Origin of the sequence: Niallia sp. FSL K6-0212 (assembly GCF_038007605.1) — a bacterium.
In the GTDB taxonomy this organism is placed as follows: Bacteria; Bacillota; Bacilli; order Bacillales; family Cytobacillaceae; genus Niallia; species Niallia circulans.
In genome coordinates this window covers 676,961-693,691 of record NZ_JBBOXL010000001.1, presented here as the reverse complement: position 1 = coordinate 693,691, position 16,731 = coordinate 676,961, and the positions used below count along the sequence as shown (strand labels likewise).

Annotated in this window: 14 protein-coding genes and 2 riboswitches; of the genes, 9 read left to right on the top strand and 5 right to left on the bottom strand. The window is 37.5% G+C overall.

From position 1 onward, the window contains the following. Positions 1 to 166 precede the first annotated feature (166 nt). From MHH96_RS03085 to MHH96_RS03070, 4 genes are read left to right on the top strand one after another with little or no spacing between them, the layout of a single operon-like run. On the top strand, positions 167 to 2,251 hold the full coding sequence (locus tag MHH96_RS03085) for a BglG family transcription antiterminator (RefSeq protein ID WP_341116625.1): 2,085 nt from the start codon (positions 167 to 169) through the stop codon (positions 2,249 to 2,251). A 15-nt stretch (positions 2,252 to 2,266) separates the two neighbouring features. After that, positions 2,267 to 2,557, top strand: coding sequence for a PTS sugar transporter subunit IIB (locus MHH96_RS03080; RefSeq protein ID WP_047945054.1), 291 nt, complete (start codon positions 2,267 to 2,269; stop codon positions 2,555 to 2,557). 23 nt (positions 2,558 to 2,580) lie between these two features. Then, on the top strand, positions 2,581 to 3,966 hold the full coding sequence (locus MHH96_RS03075; RefSeq protein WP_341116623.1) for a PTS ascorbate transporter subunit IIC: 1,386 nt from the start codon (positions 2,581 to 2,583) through the stop codon (positions 3,964 to 3,966). A gap of 24 nt (positions 3,967 to 3,990) precedes the next feature. Further along, a complete protein-coding gene (locus MHH96_RS03070; protein ID WP_341118095.1) occupies positions 3,991 to 4,701 on the top strand; it encodes a transaldolase in 711 nt (236 codons plus the stop codon). A gap of 173 nt (positions 4,702 to 4,874) precedes the next feature. Here the strand turns inward: MHH96_RS03070 and MHH96_RS03065 are convergent, their stop codons facing one another. The 4 genes from MHH96_RS03065 to MHH96_RS03050 all read right to left on the bottom strand — a co-directional run bounded on the left by MHH96_RS03065 (position 4,875) and on the right by MHH96_RS03050 (position 8,483). Continuing rightward, positions 4,875 to 5,408 (bottom strand): phosphoribosyltransferase family protein, encoded by a 534-nt coding sequence (locus tag MHH96_RS03065; RefSeq protein WP_341118094.1) that lies wholly within the window; start codon positions 5,406 to 5,408, stop codon positions 4,875 to 4,877. 18 nt (positions 5,409 to 5,426) lie between these two features. Beyond that, entirely contained in the window at positions 5,427 to 6,500 is a 1,074-nt protein-coding gene (locus MHH96_RS03060) for a guanine permease (RefSeq protein ID WP_095259540.1), read from the bottom strand. Between the two features lie 73 nt (positions 6,501 to 6,573). Then, a riboswitch (purine riboswitch) is annotated at positions 6,574 to 6,675 on the bottom strand. A gap of 535 nt (positions 6,676 to 7,210) precedes the next feature. After that, a complete protein-coding gene (locus MHH96_RS03055; protein ID WP_141232354.1) occupies positions 7,211 to 7,561 on the bottom strand; it encodes a hypothetical protein in 351 nt (116 codons plus the stop codon). Positions 7,562 to 7,967: 406 nt separating this feature from the next. After that, positions 7,968 to 8,483 (bottom strand): hypothetical protein, encoded by a 516-nt coding sequence (locus MHH96_RS03050; RefSeq protein ID WP_341116620.1) that lies wholly within the window; start codon positions 8,481 to 8,483, stop codon positions 7,968 to 7,970. 248 nt (positions 8,484 to 8,731) lie between these two features. Between MHH96_RS03050 and MHH96_RS03045 the strand changes: the two genes are divergently transcribed. Beyond that, positions 8,732 to 10,375, top strand: coding sequence for a PTS transporter subunit IIBC (locus tag MHH96_RS03045; protein WP_341116618.1), 1,644 nt, complete (start codon positions 8,732 to 8,734; stop codon positions 10,373 to 10,375). Further along, entirely contained in the window at positions 10,372 to 11,211 is an 840-nt protein-coding gene (locus MHH96_RS03040) for an endonuclease/exonuclease/phosphatase family protein (RefSeq protein ID WP_328282981.1), read from the top strand. Before MHH96_RS03045 ends, MHH96_RS03040 begins: the two co-directional genes overlap by 4 nt. A 180-nt stretch (positions 11,212 to 11,391) precedes the next feature. Here the strand turns inward: MHH96_RS03040 and guaD are convergent, their stop codons facing one another. After that, entirely contained in the window at positions 11,392 to 12,759 is a 1,368-nt protein-coding gene (guaD, locus tag MHH96_RS03035; protein WP_341116615.1) for a guanine deaminase, read from the bottom strand. A 159-nt stretch (positions 12,760 to 12,918) separates the two neighbouring features. Beyond that, positions 12,919 to 13,020, top strand: a riboswitch (purine riboswitch). Between the two features lie 185 nt (positions 13,021 to 13,205). Between guaD and MHH96_RS03030 the strand changes: the two genes are divergently transcribed. From MHH96_RS03030 to MHH96_RS03020, 3 genes are all read left to right on the top strand, one after another. After that, on the top strand, positions 13,206 to 14,564 hold the full coding sequence (locus MHH96_RS03030; RefSeq protein WP_341116613.1) for a uracil-xanthine permease family protein: 1,359 nt from the start codon (positions 13,206 to 13,208) through the stop codon (positions 14,562 to 14,564). 25 nt (positions 14,565 to 14,589) lie between these two features. Further along, the gene (locus MHH96_RS03025) at positions 14,590 to 15,594 is read left to right on the top strand and encodes an aromatic ring-hydroxylating dioxygenase subunit alpha (RefSeq protein ID WP_047941955.1); all 1,005 of its coding nucleotides are present in this window, start codon (positions 14,590 to 14,592) and stop codon (positions 15,592 to 15,594) included. 221 nt (positions 15,595 to 15,815) lie between these two features. Next, the gene (locus MHH96_RS03020) at positions 15,816 to 16,376 is read left to right on the top strand and encodes a transposase (RefSeq protein ID WP_217989369.1); all 561 of its coding nucleotides are present in this window, start codon (positions 15,816 to 15,818) and stop codon (positions 16,374 to 16,376) included. Positions 16,377 to 16,731 lie beyond the last annotated feature (355 nt).

Here is a 16,731-nt window from a genome sequence, read left to right as displayed (position 1 = left end):
AAGGCCAGTAATCCTTGTGACAATCTAGTAAATACAATAAAGCACGTCCCATATAAGCACAAAATCAATCCAATCTTGTTCAAACAAATTACCCACAATTCGGACCAAATGAATACGCTTTCTTTAGTAAGAATATTTTATACTGTACGTAGAAGGAGGTATTAGGATGTTGGATCAGAGGGCGGCAGCTTTATTGAATGTACTAAAAAATTATGGTCCTCAAAGAATCAAGAGATTGGAAAAGGAGTTAGGGTGTACGCGGCGGCAAATTACGTATGATGTGAAGAAAATCAATGATTGGTTAATAGATCAGGGGATGCCTCCCATTCAAAATGATCGTTCAAAAGGGTTAATCTTTCCTACTCAATGGAAGGAACAGGCAGATGGAAAGATACCAGTCGTAAAGACACATACTTATATTGCTTCACCGATGGAAAGAAAAGGGTTAATTTTATTGAAAATATTTACGAATACAGAATACGTGTCTGTGAATCACCTCATCGATCTTCTAAAGGTAAGCAAAAATACGGTTCTTGCTTCTATTAAAGAAGCATCTAAGCTCGCTGAACAATATCATGTAATTATTAAGTATACGAGAAGGCATGGTTATGAATTGGTTGGTGATGAGGGCAATATAAGGTTTCTTATGATGCTTTGCATTTCGGAATTTATTCATTATGAGGAAGGCTCTAAGCTATTAAAAGACTTATATAATCAAGAAAATGGCCAAGGGGCTTATGAATGTAGTCATAAAAAGATTGCTGCTATTATAGCAGAAGTGGAAAAGCAGCTTGGTATTAAATACGTTGAAGAAAAGGTCCAAGAAGTAATCGTCTTTCTGCTCTTTCTTCTATTGAGAATACAAAAAGGAGTCAGTATTTTCTATCCAGAAGATAGGAGAGAAATCATTGCGAACTTAAACGAGTATAAAGTTATTTCTGAAAAAGTTACTCAGCTTGGCATTTCAAAGAAGACTGATGAACAGCTTTATGTGACAAGCGTTCTAATAGGATTGCAATGCAAGGATAGCCATCTAAACGAAGCTTCATTCATAATGGAAAGGCAACTATATGCGTTGACGCAAGTAATCATTCAAGAATTTGAGCTGCTAGCCTGTGTGTCGATTTCCAATCAGAAGGAGTTAGCTCATTCCCTTTATTATCATATTAGACCGGCTTACTATCGAATGTTATTTCATATTCCCATTGTCAATCCATTATTAAAGCAAATAAAGGAAGAATTCCCGGATTTGTTTGTGTTAGTAAAAAAGGCGCTCAAGCCCTTAGAGGAATTTGTAAAGCGTCCTATTTCGGAGGAGGAGGCTGGCTATATTACCTTGCATTTTGGTTCCTATGTGGATGCGGCAAATATTCATGTGAATCTGCGCAAAAAAGCAGTCATTGTCTGCCTGAATGGAATGGGGACATCTAATATGCTTAAATACCAGATAGAAAAGCTTTTGCCAGAGGTAGAAATACTAGCTATCTATTCTTTAAGTGACTATGACTACCAAAGGGAAGATGAATTTGACTTGTTATTTTCAACCGTTCCTTTTCAAACAACAAAACCAATTATTATGGTTAATCCTATTTTAACAGCGTTGGATAAAGCGCGTATTCTTCAAGAATTTGATTTTCATGTATTAAGGAAAAAGGATTTAAAAGGAGTCAGCGTTAATCAAATAATGGAAGTCATCAAGCTTTTTACGACCATCCATGATGAAAATGGGCTCTATGAAACACTTTGTGATTTAGTAATGGGGCATACTGCTGCTCAGTTTAGGGGGTACAAACCAGTGATAAGTGATCTGTTAAAGCGAGAAATGATTCAAATAAAAGATAAGGTAGATAATTGGCAGGAGGCAATTCGCCTTGCTTCGTCACCATTGCTTGACATACAAGCGATAGAACCATGCTATATCGATGCTATGATTACCAATATTGAAAAGCTGGGGTCTTATGTTGTTCTCGCACCAAATGTAGCGATTCCACATGCGAGACCAGAAGATGGGGTGAAAAAATTAAGCATGAGCCTACTTAAATTGAACGAACCTATCTCTTTTTCGCCTGATGATCCCAATAAAAATGTTCACTTGATTTTTGTATTGGCAGCTGTAGACAATTATTCTCACTTAAAAGCATTAAGTCAGCTTACGGAATTATTAGAGGAAGAGGAGAATATTGAGCAAATGATAGAGATGACGAAAGCAGAATCTTTTATCAAGCTTATTCAAAGCTATAGTGAAATATAAAGGAGATGTTTATCAATGATTACAATTGTAACCGTTTGCGGAAATGGAATTGGCAGCAGTTTAATGTTGAAAATGAAGATAGAAGAAATCTGTGCCGAATTAGGAATTCCAGCACAGGTTGAATCATCTGACTTTAATGGAGCCAAGGGAAGTAATTGTGATTTGATTGTGACGATCGATGAATTAGCAAAACAATTTGATCAGACGGCGCAAAGAGTTTGTGTGGTACGAAGCTATATAAATAAGAAGAAAATTAAAGCGGATGTTCAGGAAGTGTTGCAAGAGGTTGCTTCTAATAAAAAATAACATATGGTTGAGGGGGCTTTAAAATGGGCTTTTTAACAAATGTTTTAGAATTTCTTAAGGATATTCTCTCAGAGCCAGCACTTTTAATAGGGTTAATTGCATTCATTGGCCTAGTTGCATTGAGGAAACCATTTCATAAAGTTTTAACCGGTACACTTGGTCCTATTCTCGGCTATATTATGCTGAGTGCTGGTGCATCCTTTATTGTTGCCAATCTTGAGCCGTTGGGAGCAATGATAGAAAAAGGTTTTCACATCCAAGGGGTTGTTCCCAATAATGAAGCAGTAGTTGCTACCGCTCAAAAAATGCTTGGCGTAGAAACGATGTCGATTTTATTACTAGGTCTCATTCTTAATATTGTCATAGCAAGGTTTACAAAGTACAAATATGTATTTCTAACCGGTCACCATAGCTTTTTCATGGCTTGCTTGTTATCCGCAGTGCTAGGTGCATCTGGTTTATCAGGAGCATTACTCGTTATGATCGGTGGCTTTATTTTAGGCGCATGGAGTGCGATTTCCCCAGCAATCGGGCAGAAATATACATTAAAAGTTACAGATGGCGATGATATTGCGATGGGCCATTTTGGGAGCATCGGATACTATCTGTCTGCATGGGTTGGTAAGTTTGTGGGAAGTCCAAAGGATAGCACGGAGAAAATTAACATTCCGGAGCAATGGTCTTTTTTAAGAAATACAACCTTATCTACGGCACTAACGATGTGTGTTATTTATCTTATTGCCGCAATCGCAGCTGGTTCTGAATTTGTTAGCACGCTATCGGACGGTGTTTCTCCTTATTTATTTGCTATTATGAGTGCTTTGAAATTTGCTATTGGTGTAACGATCGTTTATAACGGGGTGCGGATGATTCTTGCAGACCTTATTCCATCCTTCCAAGGAATTGCTACAAGGATAATCCCAAATGCAGTTCCAGCAGTCGATTGTGCCGTCTTCTTCCCATATGCACAAACAGCGGTGATCATTGGCTTCATCTGTAGCTTTGCTGGAGGAATTATTGGAATGCTCATTCTTGGATTTGCTGGCGGTGTGTTAATTATTCCAGGGCTCGTTCCTCATTTTTTCTGTGGAGCTACGGCTGGCGTCTATGGAAATGCAACAGGCGGAAGAAAAGGAGCAATGCTTGGTTCTTTTGTAAATGGGTTGGCACTAACCTTCTTACCTGCATTACTTCTCCCTGTATTAGGAGATTTAGGCTTTGCCAATTCTACGTTCGGTGATGTGGATTTTGCTCTAATTGGGATACTTCTTGGGCAAGCAGGAAACCTATTTACCACAGCTGGCATCTACGCGATTGTCTCTTTGCTAGTACTCATTTTAATTATTCCAAACTTTATTAAAACGAAAACCGTTACGATCAATCATGTCGATGAAGATACCAATATGTAGGAGTGAAGTAGAATGGATAAATTAATCGATCAATTAAACGTCAAAATCTATGCAGATGGAGCAGTATTAGCTGATATGTTAGCAGCATATAAAAGTGGAATCATCCGTGGATTTACGACAAATCCAAGTCTAATGAAAAAAGCCGGTATTCAAGACTATGAAGCATTTGCAGTCGAAGCACTTCACCATATACCAGATTTGCCAATATCTTTTGAAGTATTTTCCGATGACTTTGCCATCATGGAAAAAGAAGCAGAAAAGATAAATAGCTGGGGAGAAAATGTCTATATTAAAATACCAATTACTAATTCGATGGGGCAATCATCTATTCCCTTAATCAAAAAACTATCCAGTAAAGGAATGCAATTAAACATTACAGCCATTTTAACACTAGACCAAGTCGAAGAAACGGTTCAAGCCTTCAAATCTGGAACAAAGAATATCGTTTCCGTATTCGCCGGCAGAATTGCAGATTCGGGAATCGATCCTATTCCCACTATGAAAGAAGCCGCCAAAATATGCAGCAAAAAAGAAGGAACGGAGCTATTATGGGCCAGTTCGAGAGAGCTATTAAACATCATGCAAGCAGAGGCATGTGGCTGCTCGATCATCACCTGCTCTCCAGACATCCTTAACAAACTAGAAAACGTAGGTAGAGACCTAAAAACTATATCCCTAGACACAGTAAAAATGTTTAATAAGGACGTACAAGAATTAGGATATTCCATTATTTAGCAGGATGGTTTCTCCTGCTTTCTTTTTTGAGGGAGTATTGTAGAGCTTCGGGTACTGTTTTTAAAGTGAATAAAATAATGAAGAGCCATTAGAACAATGTTTGTTCCAATGGCTGTTTTTACTACGCAATTTTTTTAATCCTTCACCAAAAACATTCTTTGTATCCCAACCTATTAAAACACAGGCAACTTCTCTAAATAAACGATATCATCTCTTTCGGCAGCATCTCCTTCAGCAAGAATGGTAGCTTTGGAAACAACGATTCCTCCTGCTTTGGTAACTAGTTCCTCGAGTACTCGTATCGATTCCCCGGTGCTAATGACATCATCAATTATGGCAATGCGTTTTCCTTTAATCTTGGCGGCGTCTTTTCCATCTAAACAGAGTAATTGTTCTTTTTGTGTGGTAATGGACACGACTTGATTGATTAGCGGTTCGTCCATATAGGGTTTTACACTTTTTCGAGCAACGATATATTCTGGCATGTTTAGTTGTTTCGATAGTTCATGGACGAGAGGAATTCCTTTTGCCTCGGCTGTTACTAAATAATCGATGTCTTTCAATTGCTCTGCTAAGAGGGAAGCGGCTGCAACGACGATTTCTGTATCGCCTAAAATAACAAAGCTTGCAATCTTTAAATCATTTGAAATAGGGATAATCGGTAACTTTCTTTTTACTCCGGCAACAGTTAGTGAATAAGTCTCCATCATAAATTCTCCTTTTTCTTAAACTCCAAAGAGTCCTAGTAAAAATTCCATCACAACGCCAGCTAATAACCCTAAAAATGGATCGGCAATGGCTGTTACGATGATAGTAATGGCTCCAACAATAGGGGAACTAGCTTCTGTACCAGTTAGTGCGGCTGTTGCATTGCCTGGTAATGTCACAATCGCACCTAAGACGAAAAGGAAACCGGCAATGGATGAACTAGGTACATATTTTCCAATCTTCGGCAAAAGTTTGAAGAACAGGATCGCTGCCATGATGGCCATTGTTAGAACACCTGCCCATACTGCATGGGGAGCAGAAGCAGTCGCAGAAATAATGATTTCCACAGGTCCTCCGCCAAATAAAGAAGAGACCATATCTGCTAAACTACTAATAATCGTTAGCGTGTCAATATTTACATTTGCTCCGGCGATTTCTCCATTGATTTTTCCAAAGGCAATATTAGCACCAATATTCAAACAAACAAGAGCGAGTGCCCCGCGAATAACAGAAGGGTTGAGAATAAACTTTTGGAGCTTAAATTTATCTTCTGTTAGCATATTTGTTACAGTGGCAGATTCTTTTTTAGTGAAATGATAGACAATGCTAGAAAGCAGCACAGAAACAGTGATTGTATATACTAAGTCTTTTGAAATAATATAGGTTAATAAGGCACTAGCGAATGAAGTGACCCCAATCAATCGATCGTTTTTTGCCATATCCCAGGCAACCTTTGCAAGCATAAAACCAACACCAGCCATCATCCCGTTTGTAATAACAGGACCAATCCAGGCAACGATTTGTTCCATCAATCCAAAAACACCTATAATAACTAATAAAAAGGCACCAAAAAAGATGGAAGAGAGCCGTTCGCGCATATTTTTCCCCATTGTTCCTGCAACTGTTATGGTTTCCGCCTGAAAGGAAATAACGGCAACATTGCTTGTTAAGCTATTCCCAGCAGCACCTATGAGAAAGGCAAGCGCAGTTGGAACGGACGCAAAGCCAAAAGATAGTGCCAGTAACCCTTGGGGCAATCCATTTAATACAACACTTAATGCTGCTAGTATGTCTTTTAGTATATCTTCCATTTTCCTTCTCCTTTACTATTTCCCGCAATGTCCTATAGAAAAAAAACGTTCAGCAAAGTAGAACGGTTTCTAGAAAAAGAAATTTTCCGTCCATAGTAGAGTGATTTAGGGCCACTCTGTAGAGACTCCCAGACCATATTACCGGGATTATACGGGTTATTTACGTACAATATTTACATTGTAACTTAAAAAGTTCGTATTTTGAATAAAAATTTTGAATAGATAGAAGATGAGGACTTCTTTTGGTAGTAGAATCTGCTGAAGGATGAATACAGCAGTTCGAATAATGGACTCAAATATTGTTATGAAAAATCTCATATCTGTATTGATATGGTTGAATTAGGCCGTTAAAAATAATAATTAAGTACACTAATCCTTTACCTGTCGTTTTCTTTAATTGCTTGTATTAGGGGTGGGAAAATAAAAACTGCAATAAGTATAGGGTATCGAATTTATATTTTATTTAAAGTAAAAATTGCAAAGCAGGAAATCAATTGGTCTATTTGACAGGAAGCATATCAATTTTCCTCTTCGTAAAATTTCACCGCCTTTTCATTTCTGCGGAGAGGTTGGTCCTAGTCTTATCAAAATATAAATCTATAGGACCAAATGGTAATTATTAAGTCTACTAACTATATATAGGATAAAAAAGATATAATAGATTGGGCGCTAGTCCTTCTTGGATTAGCGCCCTTATAAATATTACACCATTAATCTACCAATCCTTGCTTAACACTGCCTCTTACTACTACTTTTAAATAGGGTTCTTTTTTTGAGTATTCAAAGAGACCAATGTAATCTATTCCATTATAATTCAAATATATTTCTTCTGCCTTGTCTTTTGTTGTTATTTTAGTACCTGATAAATGCCTTTCATGAGGAGTAGACATAAGCTCTTCTCTTCCATTAACAGTAACACCATTATCGATAAGAATATAAGAGACTAGCATGAAATAAGGAATATCTAAATCACTATCTACAAATTTTTTAATATCTAATTGTATTTCTTCTTTTTCTAAGAACGTTTTAACATATTCTACTTCATTAAATTTCTTCACCACTTCATAAACCTCCGTAGATTCGGCGAGATGGTCTATCGAAATAGGAGGAATAAAAAAATGAAGCAAAGTGTTAGTTAAAATCCCAAAAATTAATGAGAAAAGCACTATTTTTTTATCCTTTTTGACTAAGAATAGAAAGATTATTCCAAGTATTATTCCTATTGGTATAGTAATAGATTCTGTTTTAAACGAAACAAATGTAATAATGTATATGAATGTTAGCTTCAAAAAAAGAATAGAACTTTTTTTCTTCTGAAGAATAAAAACAGAAGTACATAGAAGGAAATAGATGGAGCTGGCTATAATTAAATACATAAATCCTCCTTTCCTTTTAAATACTTTATTAGTCTCAAGTTTAATCTCTGAAAAAATAAAACCTGTAAATTGTGTATAAGAAAATTATTTGTTAATTACCAATTTTAATATTAAAATCTAATACAAACTCTTGACATAACCAACCAGTAGGTACATTTACAGACGCCTTTCCAATACTTACGGCTCCAGTGAAAGGAATTAATGAATGAATATACTTAGCTTGAAATTTTCCAGTCTCATTTTTAAATTTAACGGGAACTTTTATATCTTGACTAAGTCCACCAGTCATAAAGTATGTATTAGGTAATAAGAACTTCCCACTTATACCATACAGATTTTGTGAGGTATCCATTTTAGCGCTGACATAATTATTGTTAAATACATGAAGGTAAGAATAAAACCCATCTAGAGAATTTGTAACCCCAATAAATCTATTATCCCAGGCAATAGCGACATTATCTGTCCACTGCAAATCAGCATAATCAGACCAAGTGAAATTTAAAAATGCACGATATGAATACTCAGTTGCATTACTTGAAGACTTATCTACAAATGCAGAAACTGATAATTTATCATCATTATAATAGATTACGGTGTCAGGCACCACAAAAAGACAACCGGTCTTTTTTGTCCATAGGAGATAGACAGTTAGGTTAACAGAAGCAATTTATTTATCATTCTTTTTAAAAGCAGGATTTTTTCTGAAGGTGATTCCGCTTAATGCAATCGTTTGCGTTATTTTTGCAATTGATTACTAAAATTATGAATATTTTTCTTGTAAAATGGTAGATATATTACTATAATTATAGATATGATTTAATGCAAACGTTTTAATTGGAAATAGGAGGGAACACAATGAAAAAGATGTTGTCATTTGAATTTTGGCAAAAATTCGGAAAAGCATTGATGGTAGTGGTAGCTGTTATGCCGGCAGCTGGAATTATGATTAGTTTAGGTAAGCTGATTGCCATGATCGATGCTTCTGTTTTTATCACAATTGGAAGCGTTGTAGAGAATATTGGTTGGGGGATTATTGGGAATTTACATATTTTATTTGCTTTAGCAATTGGTGGTTCGTGGGCAAAGGAAAAAGCAGGCGGGGCCTTTGCTGCGGGGATTGCCTTCTTATTAATTAATAGAATTACAGGCTCTATCTTTGGAGTTACAAATGAAATGCTGTCCGAAGAAGGAGCATTTACGCATACTTTATTTGGAACCAAAATTTTAGTAGATGGATATTTTACAAGTGTATTGGAAGCGCCTGCACTTAATATGGGTGTGTTCGTGGGGATTATCTCCGGTTTTATCGGAGCCATTGTCTATAATAAATATTATAATTTTAGAAAGCTGCCTGATGCACTTGCCTTCTTTAACGGAAAACGATTTGTACCGTTTGTGGTTATCTTCTGGTCTGTTATCGTTTCCTTGATTCTTGCAGTGATTTGGCCAACGATTCAAACAGGAATTAATCACTTTGGACTATGGATTGCGACCTCGAGTGAAAGCGCTCCAATCCTAGCACCTTTTATCTATGGTACGGCTGAACGTCTTCTTATTCCATTTGGTCTACACCATATGCTGACGATTCCAATTAACTATACTTCACTAGGTGGAACGTATACGATTATGTCTGGTGTAATGGCTGGTAAAGAAGTATTTGGACAAGATCCATTATGGTTAGCTTGGGCAAGTGATTTAGTGAATCTACAAAATGCTGGTGACACTGCGGCATATAATCAACTACTATCATCTGTTACTCCAGCCCGTTTCAAGGTAGGGCAAATGATTGGTGCGACAGCAATTTTGATGGGTGTTGCTGTTGCTATATACCGAAATGTAGATATGGATAAAAAGAAAAAATATAAATCAATGATCTTTTCTGCGGCTATCGCGGTCTTCCTAACAGGAGTTACAGAGCCTTTAGAATTCATGTTTATGTTTGCTGCACCAGTACTTTACGTTGTGTATGCTATTTTACAAGGATTAGCTTTTGCCTCTGCAGATATTGTCGATTTACGTCTCCATTCCTTTGGAAACTTGGAGCTGATTACACGCTTACCGATTGCTTTTAAAGCAGGGTTGGGAGGCGATGTTCTAAATTTTGTCATTGTATGTATTGTCTTCTTTGTAGTAAGCTATTTCATTGCGAATTTCATGATTAAGAAATTTAATTTTTCAACACCAGGTCGTAATGGTAACTATGAAAGTGATGCAGATTCTAACAATATAGAAGCTGGAAACGCTGGTCCTGCTAACAGCCAGGTCTTAGAAATTGTTGACTTATTAGGCGGAAAAGCTAATATTACCGATGTGGATGCCTGCATGACAAGACTGCGTGTCTCCGTAAAAGAGCTAGATAAAGTAGGCGATGAATCATCATGGAAAGCAGCTGGCGCAATGGGCTTAATTAAGAAGGATGGCGGTGTTCAGGCCATTTACGGTCCAAAAGCAGACATCTTGAAATCGGACATTAATGATTATTTGGAGCAAAGTGAATGAAATTATTAACATTAAATACCCATAGCTGGATAGAAGAAAGCCCTTTGGAAAAACTGGAAGCGATTAAGGAGCAATTGTTGGTAGATTCCTATGATGTTATTTCCTTGCAGGAAGTAAATCAATCAATGGATGCAGAGGAAGTGGAGGTGGATTCCTTTTTCATTGCCCCCAATCCAGATACAGTGATTAAAAAAGATAACTTTGCTTTTCTTCTCCAGCAGGAGCTGTTGAACAGTGGTCTTGAATATTATTGGAGCTGGGTTCCTAGTCATATTGGTTACGACCAATATGATGAGGGAATCGCCATTCTTACTCGATTTAAAGTAACAAATGCAAGAGGGATATTGTTGTCCCGCAATGATGATTATATAGACTATCATACAAGAAAAGCCTTGGAAGTTCGTTTTCAAGTAAATGAAAGAAACTATTTAGTGTACGGATTACACTTCTCTTGGTGGCAGGATGAAACCGAAAGCTATCCTTTCTTGTTTGAATGGAACAAACTTCTCGAAGCATGGGAAACGGAAGCGCAGACAGGCGGATGTATCTTGTTGATGGGCGATTTTAATAACCCTGCCCATATCGAGGAGGAAGGGTATAGCGCTGTTTCTAAGCACCCCCATATAAAGGATGCTTATCTAGATGCCACGCTCAAAAATGGTAGCCACACTGTTGTGAAGAAAATTGATGGCTGGGAGAATAATAGTGATCTTCTTCGGATTGATTATATCTTTGTTTCTTCTAACCTATCTGTTCACTCATATGAAACGATTTTTGATGGAAGAACAACGCCGGTTGTGTCTGATCATTTTGGGGTGAAGGTAGAGATAGGGTGACAGGCACCATAAAAAGACACCAGATAGGGTGACAGGCACCATAAAAAGACGCTGTCTCTCTACAAGGGACATTTAAATATATTCTTCCGTATTAGCTTTTTTACTTAGCAGAAGCACCCTAATCAAACGTTTGATTAGGGTGCTTCATGTTATCTGATTGATTGTAGACCAATAGAATTCTCAAGAACGGGAGTGAACTTTCTCTCCTTGAACCCAAACTTCCGAGATATTATCTGGGCGTACGAGATAGAGGATCTTTTGGAAAATATCATCTAAATCTTCTGCTTCAGAGAAAATCGGTAATTTTGCAGTTGGTACTTTTGTATCGATGATTTGTACATCCCATGTGTAGTTTTCTTGTAAACGTCCGATTGGCAGACTTAAGCTTTCACCCCCGCCGGCAGTTGCTAAATAAAAGGCTTCATGAATTGAAATTCGGGAATCTGGAACGCCTCTTTCCTCTGCGGGAAGAGCTGGATTTACGCCATCTTCTAGCATTCTCGATGAAACAACGGCCTGCTTCGCATTATCATACAGACTTGGAGTGGCACCAGCGGAAATATCTGTCCCGAGTCCGATATCAATTCCCATTGATTGAAATCGTTTTATGGGCAGTACGCTATTAGCAAAGTAGGCGTTGGATAGCGGGCAATGGCTGATGGCTGTACCAGTTTCCGCAAATAATGCGGCATCGTTGTCATCTAAGAAGTTACAATGAGCCATAACCGATTTGTCGCCTAATAATCCAAAGTCATGGAGAGCAAACGCATCATGTTTACCCAGGCGTTCTTTTACATAACCATGGGCCCAGTCACTTTCACTGCAATGGGACTGAATATGGGTATCATATTTTGCTGCCAATTCCCCAAGACCCTTAAGAGCTTCGTCTGAGCAGCTTGGAATAAATCGAGGTGTAACAACAGGATAAACACCTTGTTTTGCCTCTTTTGCTAACTCTTTCACGGCTAAAATAAATGCCTCTGTATCAGCAATAGCTGTTTTTGTATCGGCATCTCGGTAATAGGATGGATTTTGTTCTGGATCATCCATGACGACCTTGCCTACTAAACCCCGTTGCCCTTTTTCTGCACAGATTTTTGCTAATAACAAACTCGCCTCTTTGTGGACTGTTGCGAAATAAAGAACGGTTGTTGTTCCATTTGCGAGCAAGGTGCTTACCAAGTCTTCATATACCGTTGAGGCAAAGGATAAATCTGCATATTTTGCTTCTAGCGGAAATGTATAGGTATGCAGCCAATCGTATAGCGGGATATCTAAAGCTGTACCCGACTGAGCCCATTGCGGTGCATGAACATGCAAGTCTACAAAACCAGGCAAGAAATATTGCCCCTCTGCTAAACGGTGAAAATTAGCTTGGCCCTCATAAGTCTCTAACAAGGAGGAATATTCGGCTTGTTCCGGTCCGACCATTTTTTTTATCATTCCATTGGTATCGATAAAGAATAAATAGTCTTTTAATATGGTTACTTTTTTGGGAGATTCACTAGAAAAAGCAGTTCCGTGAAAAATATGCGTATAATTGTTCATAAACACCTTCCTAATGTTCGTGTTTTGTGTTAATATAGTCATTGTAGCAAGTTGATAATTACTAGTAAATAAAAAAATTTTTATTGTGTATTTTAAAAATGAAGTGAATGTTGATGGTGAGCTTGAGGGTTGCAAAATGTTTTAGGTCGCTATAATATTCAAAAATAAATAGTGTATTTTCATATAATCGTAGGGATATGGCCTACAAGTTTCTACCTGTTTACCGTAAATAAACTGACTATGAAAAGCAGAGATAAAATGGACATTTACGTCCCTTTATAGGGAGATGTCTATTCTTGCCATACTTTGATTTATAAAGGGCTCGAAGTGCATGCTTTTCTTTTGTTAAGGAAGGTATGTACTTCGAGCTTTTTCTGTTCGGTGAATTTATTCGTTAACGAAGAAACAAAGATTATATGAAGGTATCATCAACAGGGGGTACTGGGATGGAAAATATGGCAAAAGATTTGGAAATAAAGGGGAATATAAAGGAAGGTAAAGAAGAAATTACCGTTGGTAAATCTATCTTTTTAGGAATACAGCAAATATTGGCAATGGATTTGTTTATCCCGCCGATTATCTTGGCTGGCTTATTGTCCTTTTCTGTATCGGATAGTGCATTGCTGATCCAAATGACTTTTATCGCATGTGGAATTGCTACGATTATTCAAGCAGGTTTTGCAATGAAACTACCTGTTATGCAGGGACCTTCCTTTGTGCCATTGAGTGCACTTGCAGCAATTGGAACGACATCAGGAATTGGAACAATGATAGGCAGCTTAATACCTGGTGCGTTAATTATTGCCTTGCTTGGTTATCCGCTTAAACTCTATAGCAAAGTGGTTAGAAAAGTCATCCCACCGATTGTTGCTGGGACTGTTATTGTGGTTGTAGGGATTTCTTTAATGCCGAGTGCGATTAATTCTATTTATACAGCAGAAGGTAGTTTTGGCGAAAATATCTTGGTTGCGACCGTTACAGCAGCTGTATTGATTTTCTGTATGTACGTAGGGGAAAAGGCTAAATCTAAATGGAAATATATAAAAGTAGTATCGGTTATCTTAGCACTAGGATTAGGCTCGCTTGTTGCCTCTTTCTTCGGTTTAGTTAGTTTTGCCTCATTAGAAAATGCAAGCTGGTTTCAAATGCCAAGTCTATTTGCATTTGGAGCGCCACAATTCAATGTTCATGCCATCCTAGTCATGATTGTAGTTTACTTAATTGTCACTATTGAAACAACGGGAACATGGTTTACTGTAAGCAATGTAACGGGTGAAGAGCTTAATGACAAACGTTTAAATGGCGGTGCATTCGGTGAAGGGTTAGGCTGTTTTGTCGGTTCTTTTTTTGGTGGAACGCCAGTAACGGGCTATTCCTCTAATGCTGGTATTATTGCGATTACAGGAGTAAAGAGCCGTAAGCCAATTATTATGGGTGGAATTATGTTAGTAGTTCTAGGCATGATGCCAAAACTGACGAGTTTGATTGCCTGTATCCCTAGTGTGGTGATTAATAGTGTATTTGCGATTTTATGCGTAATCATTATGATGAATGGATTTAAAGTCGTGAAAGGATTGGAATTTACGGAGAGAAATATGATTGTTATTGGAGTCCCAATCATGCTCGCTTTATTTGCTGTATTAATGCCGGCGAATGTGTTAAATGGGCTGCCTGAAATTGTTACTTACTTTGTATCATCAGGGACAGCTATAGGAGCCATTGCTGCATTAATTCTTAATCTAGTTTTGCCGCAAAAACAAGTAGAGCGTGTAAATACAAACAAGCCAACGGTAAATGTTAACTAAAAATAGGAACAGGAGAGGCGCGATTATGCAACAAGATAGACTATGGAATGAATGGCATCCAGTATGTAAAGCAGAGGAATTGCAGGATGATCCGAAACAAGTATTTGTTCTTGGAGAAAGAGTAGCTATTTTTCGAAATGAGAAAGGCGTTCATGCCTTTAAAGATTTGTGTATTCATAGAGGAGCGGCACTTTCGCTTGGTAAGGTGAAAAACGGAAATTTAGTTTGTGCATACCATGCTTGGGAATACGATTGTGCAGGAGCATGTGTCAAGATACCGGCATTGCCAAATGGACGAGCTATTCCAAGAAAAGCGAAAGCAACCGTTTATCATTGTGAGGAATACCTTGGACTTATTTGGGTGAACTTGGGGGATGATCCAGCACCGCTTATTTCTTATCCTGAATATAGTACAGAAGGATATCGAACAGCGATATGTGGTCCTTATGAGGTAAAAGCAAATGCACCGCGAATCATTGAAAACTTCCTCGATGTTTCCCATCTTATGTTTGTTCATGAAGGCTTGCTTGGAGATGAGGATCATGCCGAAGTGGTCGATTATAAAGTGGATTTTATCGATAACCGTTTTATTACAAGTAAAATTCCTGTCTACCAGCCCAATCCAGATGGACGTTCAAAAGGTGGATATGCCAATTATGTGTATGAAATTTTAAATCCAACAACTGCTCGTTTCACGAAAACAACAGATGGATCAGAAGATGCGTTGACGATTTTGCTTGTCGTCAATCAAGAAGATAACGAACAGTCGAAAGCCTTTATGCTGTTAACAAGAAACTATGATTTAGATAAACCAGATGAACCATTTATCGAATTCCAGGATAAAATCTTTTATCAAGATTTAGATATTGTTCAAAGCCAAAAGCCAGAATTACTGCCATTGGATCTGCAGGCAGAATTGCATCTTAAGTCAGACGCCCTGACGATCAGCTACCGTAGATGGCTGCAGGAACTTGGAGTGGAAAATGGAACAACTCCTAGTGACAGGCACCATAAAAAGACAAAAATCTAATTCTGTCTTTCTCAGGAGGACAAAAGGGAAAGGGATCATTCTTTGGTTTCTTTTCCTATTTTTTTGTCAGAAAATGCAGGGATTTTGTATGGAATGTAGAATGTTGTATTTTAAGAGGCCTCTTTCTATTAGAGGGCATAGAATAAAACCCTCTTGCTAATCTCCGTCGATTTTATCCTTCATAATATGCAAGCAAAATTCATAAAAAGGGAGGTTGTTCGTTGGCTAGAAAAAAGCGTGTTTGGTATCCTGGTGCTAGTTATCATATTACGAGTCGAGGTATTCGCCGTACTTCTTTATTTTTGGACGAGGAAGACCGCGAAAAGTATCTGCGATTATTGACAGAAGTAATGGAGGAAAGGCCATTTATTCTGCAAACCTATTGTTTGATGACAAATCACATCCATCTTCAAATTAAAACTCTTCAACATTCCCCAAGTGACATTATAAGAACTCTTCATTTTAATTACGCGATATATTTCAATAAGAAATACGATTTTACAGGACATGTGTTTGAAAGTCGTTATGGATCTGAGTTGATTACTTCTGCTCAATATGAATTAGAAGTGAATCGGTACATTCATCTAAATCCAATTCGAGCTGGTATGGTAGAAAGCTTGGAAGAGTATCCTTGGAGCAGTTATTTTGACTATATAGAGACCAAAGAGGGAAGTATGGTAAATTCAGAACGGATTTTTGCGTATTTTCCTGACCCCAAACCTGAGCAATATCTTCAATTTTTACATGCGAGAGGAAAAGAATCTGATCAATATCCAATCTAGGTTTTGCAATACTTAGGAAAGTTAAATAAGTTGACCTTATTTAAAGAGTTTTTCCACCAAGGTTTACGTTTTTCTTCTATATCTGTTGTGGGAGTCAATAGAATTTGATGCTCTCCGTTGTTATAATAAGTCAAGGCTCACACTTGTTCTCCTTTTTCCAACGATATGATTTTATGGCTTAAGGTAATACCATGTTCTTCTGATGCATTTAAGCAAATGTCAGAATGAATTTTTTCTTCAAACATACTTCCCCCCTCCAAACACTTATTTTAAAATCCACTAGACATATTTATCCATAATATTAGGTTTAGATCCAAAAACAAAAAGAAAATATTGTTAATCAGTATAATTCATG